Origin of the sequence: Antarctobacter sediminis, from assembly GCF_019218285.1 — a bacterium.
GTDB lineage: Bacteria > Pseudomonadota > Alphaproteobacteria > Rhodobacterales > Rhodobacteraceae > Antarctobacter > Antarctobacter sediminis.
The window spans coordinates 798,439-812,385 of the sequence record NZ_JAHUZG010000003.1 but is presented as its reverse complement, the minus strand read 5'-3'; the positions used below and the strand labels follow the sequence as shown (position 1 = coordinate 812,385).

Genomic DNA, 13,947 nt, shown 5'->3' with positions numbered 1-13,947 from the left:
CTCACATTCCCGAACAGTTCGAGTCGTCGACCCGGTACAGGCGATAGCTGGTAAAGGCCCCCGGCACTTCGGCCATATCCATGACGCCACCGCATTCCGATGTATTGCCAACCACCATGTAGCGCGTGCGGAACACCATGCCGTTCGCATCCTGCCGGGTGACTTCCATCCCGCCACCGTCGCATTCGACCTGACACCATGCAGCACCGCTTTCCGTGCCGCAGATCAGGAATTGTTGCAGCCGCGCGCCAACCCAGGGCGCGCCCCGCGCATGGCCCTGGTTCGCAGGCACCACCTCGATCTTCGCCTCGCGGGCCACCTCTGTCATCCAGGGCCCGACCCACATGCGCACCGACCGCACCACCTGCGCAGGATGATCCCGCAGATGGGCATCGGAATAGAACCGCGTGTAGCAACCGGGACGGATCTCTTCGGCCACAACAGGCACCGCAACCAGCGCCAAAGCCCCCGCAAGCACAGCGCCTCGCCGCTTCTTCTTGGCAAAAATACTCATCTCAAGGCCCTCCGCTTGCGCCTAGTGCAGATTGTGTTGCGCGCCCGTTCCCTCTTCGTCCATCAATCCGCGGCCAGTGGTGAACCTGTCCAGTCGGAATTGCGCCGCCGGTTCATGGGGGCGGTCCCGCGCAATCAGATGCGCAAAGCTGAACCCCGATCCCGGCACCGCCTTGAAGCCGCCGTAACACCAGCCGCAGTTCAGATAGAGCCCCTCGATCCCGGATTTGTCGATGATCGGAGAGCCGTCCGGCGACATGTCCATGATCCCGCCCCAGCTGCGCAGCACCCGCGCCTTGCCGATCATCGGCATCAGCGTCATCGCCGCCTCCATCACATGCTCTTGCATGGGAAGGTTTCCGCGCGCCGCGTAAGAAGCATAGAAATCCAGATCGCCGCCAAAGACCAAGCCGCCCTTGTCGGACTGGCTGATGTAGAAATGGCCCATCCCGAAGGTCACCACCTGATCGATGCAGGGCTTCAGCCCCTCGGTGACAAAGGCCTGCAACACATGGCTTTCGATCGGCAGGCGCATGCCCGCCATTCCGGCCACCTGCCCGGATCGCCCTGCCACGACAATGCCGACCTTGCTCGCCCGGATCGCCCCGCGCGAGGTTTGCACGCCGGTCACGCGCCCGCCTTCGACATCGATGCCCGTGACCTCGCAGTTCTGGATCAGGTCAACGCCGCGCTGGTCCGCGCCGCGCGCATAGCCCCAGGCCACGGCATCGTGCCGCGCCGTGCCACCGCGCCCATGCCACAGCCCGCCGTAAATCGGGAAACGACCATTGTTGAAATCGAGGTAGGGCACCTTCTCGCGCACCTGCTCGGGTGTCAGCAATTGCGCGTCATCGCCCTGGTTGCGCATGGCGTTGCCGCGCCGGGCAAAGGCATCGCGCTGCCCGTCGGAATGGCACAGGTTCAGCACACCGCGCTGGCTCATCATGGTGTTGAAATTCAGCTCCTGTTCCATCCCCTCCCACAGCTTCAGAGAGTGGGAGTAGAACTCGGAGTTGCCGGGCAGCCCATAGTTCGCGCGGACGATGGTGGTGTTTCGCCCCACGTTGCCGCCGCCAAGGTATCCCTTTTCCAGCACCGCAACATTGGTCAGCCCATGTTCCTTGGCAAGGTAAAAGGCCGTCGCCAGCCCGTGCCCACCACCGCCGATGATAATGATGTCATATTCGGCCTTGGGCGCCGGATCACGCCAATGCGGCCGCCATCCGCGGTTGCCTGTCAGCCCTTCGGCCAGAACTCTGAGACCCGAGAAGCGCATCGCCCCCTCCAACTGAACCGGGGGTCAGAAAAGCAGACCCGCCGCCCGGGGACAATTCCCCCAAGCGACGGGTCATGACGTTTTTTGCACCTGCTGCTGCTTTTGCAGTCAGCCGTCGCTCCAGACGATTTTGGGCGCGAAACGCGGGCGGGTAAAGCCGAAGTTGTAGAACAACCCCGCCCCGGTCAGTCCCGGGATCGCAAAGGGCGGCGCATAGTAGGTTTCGGTTTCCACCACGATCACGCGCTCATTGTGCAGCATGGTGGGCAGCTGGTTGTACATGTCGCTGACCTCTGCCGTCTGCAAGGCGCTCAGGCTGCCGCGGGTCTGCGACCACTCTGCCTCGTAGCTATCGGTCGTGCCGTTGTAGCGCACCAATGTCACCCGCAAAGAAGAGTCGGCCCCTGGACGCACAAGGAAATCCAGAAGTTCGATCATGCCGTCCAGATAGGACGCGTCGATCGGATCCGTCTCGCGCGAGATGGCGTCGGAGATCGTGTAAGCCGCCTTGGTGTTCAGAGCCTTGTAGCGAAAGGCGTCGTGCAACGAAAAGGTCGCCGCAAGGAGGAACAGCACGAAAGGCAACCAGATCAGGGCCTCAAGAGCCATGTTGCCCCGGGTATCCTGCGCAAAGCCGCGCAGGTGGCGAAGAAGGATCTTGGAACGGATCATTGCAGTTACCTCGGTTCCTGAACAAAGGCGGACGTGGCGACAAGCTGGGCGTAGCCTTCGGGATCCTTGGGCAAGGCCAGCCCGAAGGAGGTGGTCGGCATGGCCGGCTTGTATTTGAGACAGGCCCGCAACAGCATCAGTTGGTTGTCCGTGCCCGGGTTGAAGCTGCGCAGCGGGCGCGGTTCTTCCTCGGCGTTCAGACAGTCCGCGGTGGGCGGGATGGCCGCAAAGTTGCGGGGATCGACCTGCACCATCTCCAGCCGGAGGTTCTCGGTGCAACTGTTGACGATCACCGCTTCGTCACAGATCTTTTGCCGGACTTCTTCGTAAGTGGGAATGGAGCCGGTGTTCAGGCGGATTTCCCGCGTGGCCAGATCCACGCCACGTTCCAGCAGCGCGTGCCGCAGGTTCATGTACCCCATCTCGACCGTTGCCGCGAGGATGAAGAAGAAAACCGTGAAGTAGACGGAAAACTCAACGGTGCTGGACCCCTCCTCGTCACGGCGGAACCTGTGGAGCACTTCAATCAGACGGTGGGTCATTGGATCAGCCTCAGGTTGTTGATCTGGCGGGCGATGGTGTCAAAGGTGTCGTAGATCTCTTCACCCTGGACGTGGAAGAAGTGACTGGCCGACGACGCACAGGCGAGCATGTCGTCCGCCGCGGCCTGATCGGTTTCGAAAGCGATGGTAAAGACCGTCACGCCGCGCTGTCGGGCAAGGGCGCATTGCTTTTGCAGGTTCGAAACGTTCGTCTGAAGCGGCGACAGGTTGTAGTAGGCGCTGGCCCCTTGATCCTGCAATTCCACCGCACCGTTGATCGCGGCCTTGGACTTGGTCGGGCGGAACTGGTCGGTCGTCACACCATCTGTCATCAGCACGATATATTTCTCGGTTTCCGGGTCGTGCCAGTCGATCGGACGGCCTTCGAAGCGGGGATTGATCAGACCTTCCTGGATCAGATAGCTGACCTCGTCCCGGCTGGCCGGATCCAGCAGTGCCAGGCCGTATTTCATCCCGTACTGCGTCCCGGTGCCATCATGCAGCCGCAGATCACCGATGAACTGGATCAACTGATCCTTGTTGTCCGAATAGTACTGCACCGTCGCCTCTTCGCTGGGGCACCAGCCCCAGTCCATGGTCGCCTCGTCGAAAGGCCAGAAATGGAAGTGCGGGATGTAATCCTTGGACTGCGGCATCGCCGTGGTTTCGAACTCGGAATCGTAGATCTCGACACAGGAGGACGGCATGTTGATATTTGTCGGCCCAACGACCTTGTCATCGGGGTTGTCCGAATAGGGATCGTCGACGTATTTGGGTTCCGGCGCGATGTAGGACGCCTCCCATGCCATCCAGTCGATCTGGCTGTAGGAATAGGTGTTGCCCGGAATCTTGCCGTTGTTCTTGGTCGGCCCAAGGTCCGAGGCATTCCCGGTAGAGTCGCCTTTGACCTGGAAATACCGGGTCTTTTGCTTACCCCCCTTTATCGACGCGCCAAGGAAATAGTTGGGGCTGTCCAGATCGCCGTCCTGGGTCATCAACCAGGCAACCATTCCCTTGTAGAATTCATCCGCATCACGCGGGGCGGTTTCGGGGAAATCCTCGACCTTGTGGGCGACGTCATAGATTCCGTCACCATCAAGGTCGAAATAGTAGACGATGTTGGAAATCGCCTGCCCCCAGGGTTCGAAAAAGTTGTTGTCGGCCTTTACCGGGTCGGCACCATCGGCGCAGGAGGGATCTGCAAGGCCTTCGTCATAGTTTTCGGCATTGTTGTTGCACAGCGAATAGCCGGGCGCATCCTGGTCGCCGTTGCCCCAGCCGTTGTTCTGGTTCAGCTTCGGGCGGATGCCTCGCAAATAGTCGAAGAACGAGTCGCCCGGGTTCACGCTCCCCGCGAAGGGCACGAGGTTGAGCGTTGTGATCCCGTTGGTCTCATCGGTCATCACCTTGTAGACAAAGTTCTGGGCCGCTGGCTTGAGCTTGTCGATACGGTCGTTGAAACGCATCGACCCCGAAATATCGAGGACAAGGCTGATTTCCACGTTGGCGATCTTTTCCTCGGCCACGCTGATCGCCGGGGGCGTCAGTTCGTCATAGCCGCTCATCCGCAAAAAGTAGGTCGGGATCGTCGTTTCGCCCCAAGCCTTGACCGTCCGGTGGTTAAAGCCCCAGTCGATCTGCGTGCCCAGTAGGACATGTTCCATTCCGGCCTTGTCCATATAGTCGCGTACGACCGCATCCGACGAAAGATACTGATCCAGATCGGCCGCTGCCAACACGGCGCGGTCCATCTGGGTCTGCATCTGCGCGCGGGTGGATTCAAATCGCATGATATCCACCGCAGCGCCCGAAATGAGGATGATCAGCAGCATCATGAAGACCGAAAAGATCGTCACGTTGCCGTCTTGCTGACCGATGAAGCGCAAGGCGCGTTTGCGAGCTCCGTTCTGGCTCTCCATGTCCACTCTCCCAAAGCAAGGTGCCACTCTGGCGAGGAGAAGGAATGGTTAACAATCTGGTCCCAATTGCGGCGCAAAGCGGTACAATACTTGGGTTTTCAGAGAATTGTGCCGGTTTTTCATAGCCTTTCGGATAGGCTTGCCCGGATTTCAGAGACAATAGCAGGGAACAACCCTTGGCTGCGCGCATCATTGGATCAGCCTCAGATTGTTGATCTGGCGCGCGATGCTGTCGAAGGCATCGATGATTTCATCGCCGTGTACGTGGAAGAAATGGCTGTCGGACGAGGCACACAGCCGCATCTCTTCGGCCGCCTGGGCGGTGGTCTCGAAGGCGATGGTAAAGACTGTCACCCCCATTTCCCGAGCAAGGTCACATTGCTGGTACAGGTGGTCGAGGTTCGAGGAACGTCCCGTGCGGACATAATAGGCCCCTGCGTCCTGTTGCAGCAGTTCTACTTCGGCGTTGATCGGCGCGTCGGGGTCGCTGGGGCGGAACTGGTCCGTCACCTGTCCGTCTGTCATCAGCACGATGTACTTCTCGGTTTCCGGATCGTCCCATGCAATCGGACGGCCTTCGAACCGGCTTTCGATCACGCCCGCGTCGATCAGGTGGCTGACCGCATCGCGCGTCGTCGGATCCAGCAGGGCCAGCGCATATTTCATGCCGAACTGTGCCCCGGTGCCGTCATGCAGTCGAATGTCGTCGATGAACTGCATCAGTTGGTCAGGATCGGATGAGTAATACTGGATGGCGGTCTGCTCTCCCGGACACCAGCCCCAGTCCATGACGGCGGTATCGATGTCCCAGTGGTGAAAGATCGGCACGTATTCATCCGAAAGGGGCAGGGCCGAGTTGCCAAATTCGAAACTGTCGATTTCGACGCAGGACCCCGGCATGTTCACGTTGATTTCCGGGATGACTTCTTCGGCCTCGGGTCCGGTGTATGAGGTTTCCCACATCACGTAGTCGATCTGGCCGTAGGAATAGGTATTGCCCGGAATCTTGCCCTTGTTCTTGGTCGGCCCCAGATCCGAGGTGGCCCCGTTGAGATTGCCCTTGACCTGGAAATAGCGGTTCTTTTCCGTCCCCCCCTTGATCGAGATGCCCAGGAACTGACTGTAATCCGTCAGGTCGCCGTCCTGCGCCATCATATAGGCCACCGCGCCCTTGAAGATCTCGTCCAGATCGCGCGGCGCATTCTCCGGGAAATCTTCGATCTTGTGGGCCACGTCATAAATGTCGTCGCCGTCGGTGTCGAAATAGATCACGATGTTGGAAATCGCCTGCGGCCAAGGCGAAAAGAACCCGTTGGCCACGTTCACATTGCCACCGTCGGCGCAGGCCGGATCAGCCAAACCTTCGGCATAGTTTTCGGCGTGGTTGTTGCACAGCGACCCGCCCGGCGCGACCTGATCCCCGTTGCCCCAGCCGTTGTTGCCCTTGATCTTGGGGCGCTTGCCAAGGAAATAGTCGAACATGATGTCACCGGGATTCACCTGCCCGGCAAAGGGGATCAGGTTCAGCGTGGTGACACTTTCGTTGCCCTCGGACATGACCTTTTCGACAAAGCTCTTGGCCGCGGGCTTCAGGTTGTCGATCCGTTCGTTGTACCGCATCGACCCCGAGATATCCAAAACAAGGCTGATCTCGACGTTGGCGATCTTTTCCTCGGCGGTGGCAAGCGCATTGGCCGGCAGGTAGTCCCTGCCTGACATCCGCAGGAACAATGTGGACAGGCTGGACGCCGCATCGGCGCTGACCGTGCGTTCGTTCAGCCCAAGGGTGACGTTGACACTGGTGACATAGGCATCCAACCCGGCCTTGCCGACGTAATCATTGACCACGAAGGTCGGGTCCTGAAACTGATCCAGATCGGCCGCAGCCAGAACGGCCCGGTCCAGCGTGGTTTGCAACCGGGCGCGAGAGGCCTCTTGCCGCATCAGGTCGACAGAGGCCCCCATGATCGTCATGGCAAGCAAGGCGATATAGACCGAATAGATCGTGACCGTCCCCGCCTCATCCTTGCTGAAACGGCCAATGGCGCTGGACGCGCGCAACAGCGCCGGGCGGTGAATAAGCGAAAAACGTGCCATCATGGGTCTCCGGTAGCGCCGCAGTCAGGATTACGGCGGAACGGGGACGTTTTTCGGGTAAGATTCGGTCAACCCTCGGGCCACCATTGTGGCGAAAGAGCGGCGAAAGGCGATGATTTTCCACAAACGCACACCGAATTGCGAGTGCCCGGCGCACCCCGAACGCCAACCCGGACCGGCGGCGACCCTGCGCAGCAGCATCAAGGACTGACCATGTTCGACACCAAGATCGCCATCGTCGTACGCGACGACCTTGCCACATGGCAAAAGCTGAACGTCACTGCTTTTTTGATGAGCGGGATCACCGGCGCCAACCCTGAACTGATCGGCGCGCCCTATAAGGACAGGGACAGCAGGGACCACCTGCCAATGTCTGTCCAGCCGGTGATCGTCCTGACCGGGGCCGCGAACGTCCTGACCAATATCCGCAACCGCGCGCATGACCGGAACGTGGCCACTGTGGCCTATATCGAAGAAATGTTTGGCACCGGTCACGACGAGGCGAACAGGGCCGTCTTTGCCGAAACTGGCGGATGTTGCGCGGGCAGGACCACTCAGGCTGATACCATACCCACCGCACCACAAAGAACGCCCCCGCAGGTCCCTGCGGAGGCGCTTGGCATCTTGAGGGCTACCGTTGCGCCAGTGGCTACAACCCCTTGGCGCGATAGCTGGCCGCGACCCGCCCAATCGCCACGATAAAGGCCGCCGTGCGCAGATCGGTAACGTCGTCCCGTTCGTGCCAGACCTGTCGCATGGACTGATAGGCGATGCGCATGGTGTCATCGAGACCGGATCGCACCAGTTCCAACTCGTCCGCGCCTTTCAGATACCGCGCCTTGAAGTCCGGCGACATGCTCCATGCATCGCCAAGGTAGCGGTCCAGTCGCTCCAGTTCCTTGACGATCAGCTCGTGCCGGGCCTCCTCTTGGCGGCGTTGCATCCGGCCGAAACGGATGTGGCTGAGGTTCTTGACCCACTCGAAATAGGACACGGTCACACCGCCTGCGTTGGCATACATGTCCGGGATGATAACAGTGCCTTTCTCGCGCAGGATGTCATCCGCCCCCGCCGTGATCGGCCCGTTGGCGGCCTCGATAATCAAGGCAGCCTTGATGTTATGGGCGTTCGACAGGTTTATGACCCCCTCAAGCGCCGCCGGAATGAGGATGTCACAGTCTTCTTCCAGCACGGTTGCACCTTCGGCGGTGTGGTTGGCGTCCGGGAATCCGGTGACGCCCCCGTGGCGGACGATCCATTCGCGCACTGCCTCTACGTTCAGCCCGTCAGGATTGAACAATGCGCCGTCACGTTCGATGATGCCGGTGATCCGCGCCCCGTCTTCTTCTTGCAGGAACTTGGCCGCGTGGTACCCCACGTTGCCCAGCCCCTGAACGATGACGCGCTTGTCGTCCAGCGTACCGTCCAACCCGGCCTTGGCCATGTCCTCGGGATGGCGAAAGAACTCGCGCAGGGCGTATTGCACGCCCCGGCCCGTCGCCTCGGTCCGGCCCTGAATCCCGCCGGCATTGGTCGGCTTGCCGGTGACGCAGGCGTTGGCATTGATGTCCGTGGTATTCATCCGCCGGTACTGATCGGCGATCCAGGCCATTTCACGCTCGGATGTGCCCATGTCGGGGGCGGGCACGTTCTGGCTGGGATGGATCAGGTCGCGTTTGGCCAGTTCATAGGCAAAACGCCGGGTGATCTGTTCCATCTCGTGTTCGTCATATTGACGGGGATCTACGCAAAGCCCCCCTTTGGAGCCGCCAAACGGCGTCTCGACCAAGGCGCATTTATAGGTCATCAGCGCGGCCAGCGCCTCGACCTCGTCCTGATTGACCTCGGGCGCAAAGCGGATGCCCCCCTTGACCGGCTCCATATGTTCGGAATGGACCGAACGGTACCCGGTAAAGGTCTGGATCTTGCCGCGCAGCCGCACGCCGAACCGCACCGTGTAGGTGGCGTTGCAAACCCGGATCTTTTCTTCCAGCCCCGGCGGCAGGTCCATCAGCGCGACGGCGCGGTTGAACATCAGGTCCACGGACTGTCTGAATGAGGGTTCGTTCGACGGCACGACGGGCCGCGTTGCTACGACGGACATGGGTTTCCTTCCTTTCCAGTGTCCGCACGGGGCACGCGCGCCCCGCGCGCATGGCTCCTCTTGCCGGGAGCCCGCCAGACAAGCCTAGCCCGCCTGCCCGCGCATCCCAACCCCCGGTTTGCCCCGACTCGCCCCGCAAGGCAGAGACGCGCCGCCCCACCATCGTCACAAAGCCTGAAACAATCTTCTTAGGACCCGATGGACTGTGCGGCCAAATGCCTAGAATTCTAACCAAATCCAATTCGAACTGCCCAAGTTTGGCCATTTTGAAATGGCATAAAATTGTCATCAAACTGCACGGATCGCGGCTTCTGGGGCTGTCGCCGAGATCTGGTTGAAAGGTGTTCGAATGTTGAAATCTACCACGAGCCTCGCGGCCCTGCTGACTTGCGGGGACACGCTGCGCAACCGGCTGACCCAGTTCGCTAGCGATACTTCGGGCAACATGTCCTACCTCGCGATTGTCGGGTCCCTGGTGATGATGGTGTTCGGCGGCGTAGGCATCGACATGATGCATGCCGAACTCAAGCGCATCAAAGTGCAAAACACGCTGGACCGCGCCGTTCTGGCCGCTGCCAACATCGAAAACGCGCAGGATCCGGACATCGTCGTGCGCGACTATCTCTCGGCCATGGGTCTGGGGGATGCCCTGACCTCGGTTCAGGTGGATCAGACGCTCACATCGAAAAGCGTGACCGCCCGGGGCGAGGCCGCGATTTCTTCGGACTTCATGTCTCTGATCGGGGTAAACACGCTCGACGCCACCGGGCTTGCCACTGCCGTTCACGCCACCGCCAATGTCGAGATTTCGATGGTGCTGGACGTCTCCGGCTCGATGGGCTGGAACAGCAAGATCGTGAACATGCGCAACGCCGCAAGCGAGTTCGTCGATATCCTTATGCCGGCGGACAGCACGGCGCTGACCACGATCTCGATCATTCCTTACAATGCCACCGTGAACCTTGGGGCCACCACGGCCAGCTATTTCACGCTGGACGATCTGCATGACTATTCCAACTGCGTGACTTTCGATGCCGCCGATTTCGACACCACGGCGATCTCTCCTTCGGAGGTTCTGAGCCGCCTCGCGCATTTCGATCTGAATTCGACCAATACAAGCACCACCGCGATCCCGAACCCCTGGTGCAAGACCGGCGATACCAGCGCCGTGCTGGCGCACAGTTCGGATGCGACCACGCTCAAGGCCCATATCGACAGCCTGAATGCCGGCGGCAATACGGCCATCGACCTTGGCGTGAAATGGGGCGCGGCCCTGTTGGACCCTGCCGCAAGGCCAGCCATTTCAGAAATGGCCTATGACGGGCTGGTGGCGCAACAATTCGCGGGTCGCCCGGCGGCCTACACGGACCCGGAGACTTCGAAATACATCGTGGTCATGACGGACGGCGAAAACACCACCCAATATGACCTCAAGGCCCACTACAAATTCGGCCTGTCCGACATCTGGGTCGATGACCGTGGCACGGAATACCCCGGCGACGACCGCTTTTCCCTGCTGGTGCGCGATCGCGAAGGCACGGCGGAAGACGTCTACTACCGCGAACGGTTCCGTTCGTATTCCTACAGCTACCGTTATCGCAACGCGCCGGACGGTGGCAGCAATGCCCGCCGCATGACCAATGCCGAGGTCTTTGCCCGCTGGGGCACCCGCGCCGTCGGCAGCAAGTTCTACAGCCAGCCATACAACGACGGTTTCGTCAGCTACAGCCAGTATTCCGACATCTACTACGCCTATCAGGCAACCGTGGGGGCCGACCCGGCCGACAGCCGGCTTGACGCGATCTGTGACGCGGCCAAGGACATGGGCGTGGTGGTCTTCGCCATCGGCTTCGAAGCGCCACAGCGCGGGCTGGACGCCATGCGCAACTGCGCCTCTTCCCCGGCCCATTTCTTCGACGTGCAAGGGGCGGATCTGGAAGAAACCTTTGCCGCCATTGCCAACACCATCACGCAACTGAGGCTGACCCAATGACCCGCTCGCCCCTGTCCGCCCTGCGCCGTTTCTGGTCCGAAGAAGACGGCAATGCCATTGCCCCCTACGCGCTCTGGGTGCCGTTGTTCGTGGCCATCATTGTCTCGACGGTTGAAATCGGCACCATCACCGTGCGCCACACCCAGTTGGAGCGCGCGCTGGACCAGACAGTCCGCGAGGTCAAGATCGGCGTCAGCCCGCATACCCATGACGCGCTCAAGACCGCGATCTGTGCCAAGACCACCGTGCTGCCCGATTGCAACGCGAACCTTCAGCTAGAGATGATCCCGCTGAACATGCGCAGCTACGTCGAACCCGCCGCCAAGGCCGATTGCGTCGACATCGGCCAAGAAGCCACGCCGCAGCGCAGCTTTCGCAATGGCGTCGGCGGCCAGCTGATGATCCTGCGCGCCTGCTACAAGTTCCGCCCGCTGACCCCCGCCTCGACGCTGAACGCCAGCCTGCCCAAGGACGAAAACGGATACACCGCGATCGTCTCGACCTCGGCCTTCGTCTACGAACCCAGCTAAGGAGTGCCCCCGATGCGCCTGTCTTTCCTCAAGGGTTTTGCCCGTGACACCCGCGGCTTCGTCAATGTCGAAGCAGTCATCGTCTTTCCCGCGCTTCTGTTCCTTTTCGGTGTCGGCTGGACCTATTTCGATGCCTTCCGCCAACAGGCGGTCAATCAAAAGGCCAATTATGTCATCAGCGACATGATCTCGCGTGAAACAGAGCCGCTCAACCCGAACTACATCACCAACGCGCGGCGCCTCCTGCGCACCCTGACCAAAACAAGCATGCAGGAAAGCGACATCCGCATCACCGTTGTCAAATACGACTCGGACCTGGGCGGCTGGCAACTGAAATGGTCCGAGGCCCGCGGCGACTACCCCGAACTCAACGCCGCCGACCTTGCCGCCTATGCCGACCGCCTTCCCAGCGGCACAGAGGGCGAAGAGCTGGTCATGGTCGAAACCTGGGACGCCTTCGACCCGGTGTTCAACGTTGGCCTCTCCGCCTTCGACATCCGCACCTACAGCTTCACCCGCCCGCGCTATGCGCCGCAACTGGTCTTTGACACCACCGCCTGAACGCGGCCTGAACAGGCAGGAAAAAGGGGACAAGGCCAGCGCCGCGTCCCCTGTTCCTTTGCATCTCGCCCGAAGAAGGGATCAGCCTTCCCGCTGCGACAGCAGATGGATCATGATGTCTGCCACCGGCTTGGTCGCCGATCCGGCGGTGACACCGCCAATGGCCACCCGCCGCCCCATGCGCCACCACAAACCCGGCCGCCAGATACGCGACCCCGGCTGCTTCAGGATCACCAGAAATCCGTTGGACGGTTTCATCGCGAACATGCCGCGATCCACTTTCTCGATCTCGTCCAGCCGCGCAACCACGGTGCCGTCACTGTCGGTCAGCGCCTCCTCGGTCAGGATCAAGGCATGTCCGGTGACCTGCCACATCAGCTGTGCCACAAACAGCGCCGCAATCCCCAGCAGCACCAGAAAGCCACGCCAGCCCATGGCCATCTCATCCGTGCCAAACCCCATGTAGACCATCAGCCCGCCAAGGCCCATCATCGCGCCCACGCCAATCAGCCGCCGCGGAGCCGAGGCCGTGATCCGTGCCAGTTCTTCCTGTGCCATCGCTTTCCCCCGAAACTGCGCCCCGCACTCCTAATGCGCGGCGGCTGCCGGGGAAAGCCCTGCCCGCTTCTTCTGTCGTCAAATATCCCGGGGGTGAATTGGCCGTCAGGCCAAGAGGGGGCAGCGCCCCCTTCCTTTGTGCGCCCCTTCACCCCCCGCGGCGCACCACCACTTCGGCACCCCGCGCCGGTGGTTCCTCATCTACCAGTTCCAGCGGAAAGCCCGGCGCCCGTACCGACAGGCCTGTCGGCTCTTCCAACCTCTCGATCATCCGGTCCGATTGCGCGCGGCTGCCGAAGCGCGCCTGTCCGTCACGCAACATGGCGATGATCTGCGGCGACAGTTCCAGCGGCACGTCATGCGCCTCGGCCAGTTGCTGGAACAGCCCCACGTCCTTCATCACCAGATCCAGCGTGAAATCCACGTCGCGGCTGCCCGACAGGATCAACTGGCTCTCGGTCTCGTGGACGAAACTGTTGCCCGAGGAAATCCGGATCGCCTCATAGGTTGTTGCGGCATCCAGCCCCGCCGCCTGCATGGTGGTCAGCGCCTCGCACAGGGTCAGCAGGTTGGCGGTGGCCAGGTAGTTGGTCATCACCTTCAGCTTGGACGCCGTGCCGACCTCGCCCGTGTGCAGGACTTGACGGCCAAGGATGGTCAGCAGGGGCAAGACCGCCTCGAATGTTGCCCTTGGCGCGCCGCAAAAGACCGAGATATTGCCCGTGGCCGCCCGGTGGCAGCCGCCCGAAACCGGCGCTTCGACCGCAACGCCGCCGGTCGCCGCCACCTGACCTGCCTGCGCCACGATCACCTCAGGGTCTGTGGTCGACATCTCGACCCATGTCTTGCCCGGCCTCATTGCGGGTAGCATCTGGGCCAGCACCGCCTCGGATGCCGCAGGGCTGGGCAGCGAGGTAATGACCACCTCGCAGCGCTCCATCACGTCCAGTGCCGATAGCCCGGCCTCCGCCCCCGCCTCGACAAATGGCGCCATCTTGTCCGGGTCTAGGTCAAAGACCCGCAATGCGATCCCGTTGCGGTGCAGGTTTCCCGCAAGCTTGGCGCCCACCGCGCCCAATCCGATAAATCCCGTGGTCATACCACCCTCCTGTTTTCGGCAGGATGCGAAAGTCCGCAGGCCCCGTCCTTGCCGTTTGCGACACAGGCTTGCCCCTGACGCAA

At 61.2% G+C, this 13,947-nt stretch carries 13 protein-coding genes; 4 read left to right on the top strand and 9 right to left on the bottom strand.

What is annotated here, in order from left to right; all coding sequences use genetic code 11:
* Position 1: 1 nt before the first annotated feature.
* From KJP30_RS18970 to KJP30_RS18945, 6 genes are all read right to left on the bottom strand, one after another.
* Positions 2-514 (bottom strand): hypothetical protein, encoded by a 513-nt coding sequence (locus KJP30_RS18970; protein WP_218450895.1) that lies wholly within the window; start codon positions 512-514, stop codon positions 2-4.
* A gap of 21 nt (positions 515-535) precedes the next feature.
* Positions 536-1,789: a sarcosine oxidase subunit beta family protein gene (locus KJP30_RS18965; RefSeq protein ID WP_218450894.1), complete on the bottom strand. Its 1,254-nt coding sequence runs from the start codon at positions 1,787-1,789 to the stop codon at positions 536-538.
* 108 nt (positions 1,790-1,897) lie between these two features.
* The gene (locus tag KJP30_RS18960; protein ID WP_218450893.1) at positions 1,898-2,461 is read right to left on the bottom strand and encodes a TadE/TadG family type IV pilus assembly protein; all 564 of its coding nucleotides are present in this window, start codon (positions 2,459-2,461) and stop codon (positions 1,898-1,900) included.
* 5 nt (positions 2,462-2,466) lie between these two features.
* On the bottom strand, positions 2,467-3,003 hold the full coding sequence (locus tag KJP30_RS18955; protein ID WP_218450892.1) for a TadE/TadG family type IV pilus assembly protein: 537 nt from the start codon (positions 3,001-3,003) through the stop codon (positions 2,467-2,469).
* Positions 3,000-4,922, bottom strand: coding sequence for a Tad domain-containing protein (locus tag KJP30_RS18950; protein WP_218450891.1), 1,923 nt, complete (start codon positions 4,920-4,922; stop codon positions 3,000-3,002). Before KJP30_RS18950 ends, KJP30_RS18955 begins: the two co-directional genes overlap by 4 nt.
* A gap of 189 nt (positions 4,923-5,111) precedes the next feature.
* Positions 5,112-7,019, bottom strand: a complete 1,908-nt coding sequence (locus tag KJP30_RS18945; RefSeq protein WP_218450890.1) for a Tad domain-containing protein — start codon at positions 7,017-7,019, stop codon at positions 5,112-5,114.
* A gap of 213 nt (positions 7,020-7,232) precedes the next feature.
* On the opposite strand from KJP30_RS18945, the gene KJP30_RS18940 reads away from it, so the two are divergent.
* Positions 7,233-7,721, top strand: coding sequence for a DUF2000 family protein (locus KJP30_RS18940; RefSeq protein WP_218450889.1), 489 nt, complete (start codon positions 7,233-7,235; stop codon positions 7,719-7,721).
* On the opposite strand, the gene KJP30_RS18935 is transcribed toward KJP30_RS18940, so the two are convergent.
* The gene (locus KJP30_RS18935) at positions 7,669-9,123 is read right to left on the bottom strand and encodes a Glu/Leu/Phe/Val family dehydrogenase (protein ID WP_218450888.1); all 1,455 of its coding nucleotides are present in this window, start codon (positions 9,121-9,123) and stop codon (positions 7,669-7,671) included. The genes KJP30_RS18940 and KJP30_RS18935 overlap by 53 nt on opposite strands.
* Positions 9,124-9,475: 352 nt before the next feature.
* On the opposite strand from KJP30_RS18935, the gene KJP30_RS18930 reads away from it, so the two are divergent.
* From KJP30_RS18930 to KJP30_RS18920, 3 genes are read left to right on the top strand one after another with little or no spacing between them, the layout of a single operon-like run.
* Positions 9,476-11,116, top strand: coding sequence for a TadE/TadG family type IV pilus assembly protein (locus KJP30_RS18930; RefSeq protein ID WP_218450887.1), 1,641 nt, complete (start codon positions 9,476-9,478; stop codon positions 11,114-11,116).
* The gene (locus KJP30_RS18925; RefSeq protein WP_218450886.1) at positions 11,113-11,646 is read left to right on the top strand and encodes a TadE/TadG family type IV pilus assembly protein; all 534 of its coding nucleotides are present in this window, start codon (positions 11,113-11,115) and stop codon (positions 11,644-11,646) included. Before KJP30_RS18930 ends, KJP30_RS18925 begins: the two co-directional genes overlap by 4 nt.
* A gap of 12 nt (positions 11,647-11,658) precedes the next feature.
* Positions 11,659-12,207 carry a TadE/TadG family type IV pilus assembly protein gene (locus KJP30_RS18920; protein ID WP_218450885.1) on the top strand — a complete coding sequence of 183 codons (549 nt, stop codon included), beginning with the start codon at positions 11,659-11,661 and terminating at the stop codon, positions 12,205-12,207.
* Between the two features lie 81 nt (positions 12,208-12,288).
* Here the strand turns inward: KJP30_RS18920 and KJP30_RS18915 are convergent, their stop codons facing one another.
* Together KJP30_RS18915 and KJP30_RS18910 are read right to left on the bottom strand one after the other, a co-directional pair.
* Positions 12,289-12,765, bottom strand: a complete 477-nt coding sequence (locus KJP30_RS18915; protein ID WP_218450884.1) for a hypothetical protein — start codon at positions 12,763-12,765, stop codon at positions 12,289-12,291.
* 148 nt (positions 12,766-12,913) lie between these two features.
* A complete protein-coding gene (locus KJP30_RS18910; RefSeq protein ID WP_218450883.1) occupies positions 12,914-13,864 on the bottom strand; it encodes an NAD(P)-dependent oxidoreductase in 951 nt (316 codons plus the stop codon).
* Positions 13,865-13,947: the final 83 nt, after the last annotated feature.

Bases quoted from the DNA above. Each gene is read 5' to 3' on its own strand.
- KJP30_RS18970 (WP_218450895.1), bottom strand. From the start codon at position 514: ATGAGTATTTTTGCCAAGAAGAAGCGGCGAGGCGCTGTGCTTGCGGGG.
- KJP30_RS18965 (WP_218450894.1), bottom strand. From the start codon at position 1,789: ATGCGCTTCTCGGGTCTCAGAGTTCTGGCCGAAGGGCTGACAGGCAAC.
- KJP30_RS18960 (WP_218450893.1), bottom strand. From the start codon at position 2,461: ATGATCCGTTCCAAGATCCTTCTTCGCCACCTGCGCGGCTTTGCGCAG.
- KJP30_RS18955 (WP_218450892.1), bottom strand. From the start codon at position 3,003: ATGACCCACCGTCTGATTGAAGTGCTCCACAGGTTCCGCCGTGACGAG.
- KJP30_RS18950 (WP_218450891.1), bottom strand. From the start codon at position 4,922: ATGGAGAGCCAGAACGGAGCTCGCAAACGCGCCTTGCGCTTCATCGGT.
- KJP30_RS18945 (WP_218450890.1), bottom strand. From the start codon at position 7,019: ATGGCACGTTTTTCGCTTATTCACCGCCCGGCGCTGTTGCGCGCGTCC.
- KJP30_RS18940 (WP_218450889.1), top strand. From the start codon at position 7,233: ATGTTCGACACCAAGATCGCCATCGTCGTACGCGACGACCTTGCCACA.
- KJP30_RS18935 (WP_218450888.1), bottom strand. From the start codon at position 9,123: ATGTCCGTCGTAGCAACGCGGCCCGTCGTGCCGTCGAACGAACCCTCA.
- KJP30_RS18925 (WP_218450886.1), top strand. From the start codon at position 11,113: ATGACCCGCTCGCCCCTGTCCGCCCTGCGCCGTTTCTGGTCCGAAGAA.
- KJP30_RS18920 (WP_218450885.1), top strand. From the start codon at position 11,659: ATGCGCCTGTCTTTCCTCAAGGGTTTTGCCCGTGACACCCGCGGCTTC.
- KJP30_RS18915 (WP_218450884.1), bottom strand. From the start codon at position 12,765: ATGGCACAGGAAGAACTGGCACGGATCACGGCCTCGGCTCCGCGGCGG.
- KJP30_RS18910 (WP_218450883.1), bottom strand. From the start codon at position 13,864: ATGACCACGGGATTTATCGGATTGGGCGCGGTGGGCGCCAAGCTTGCG.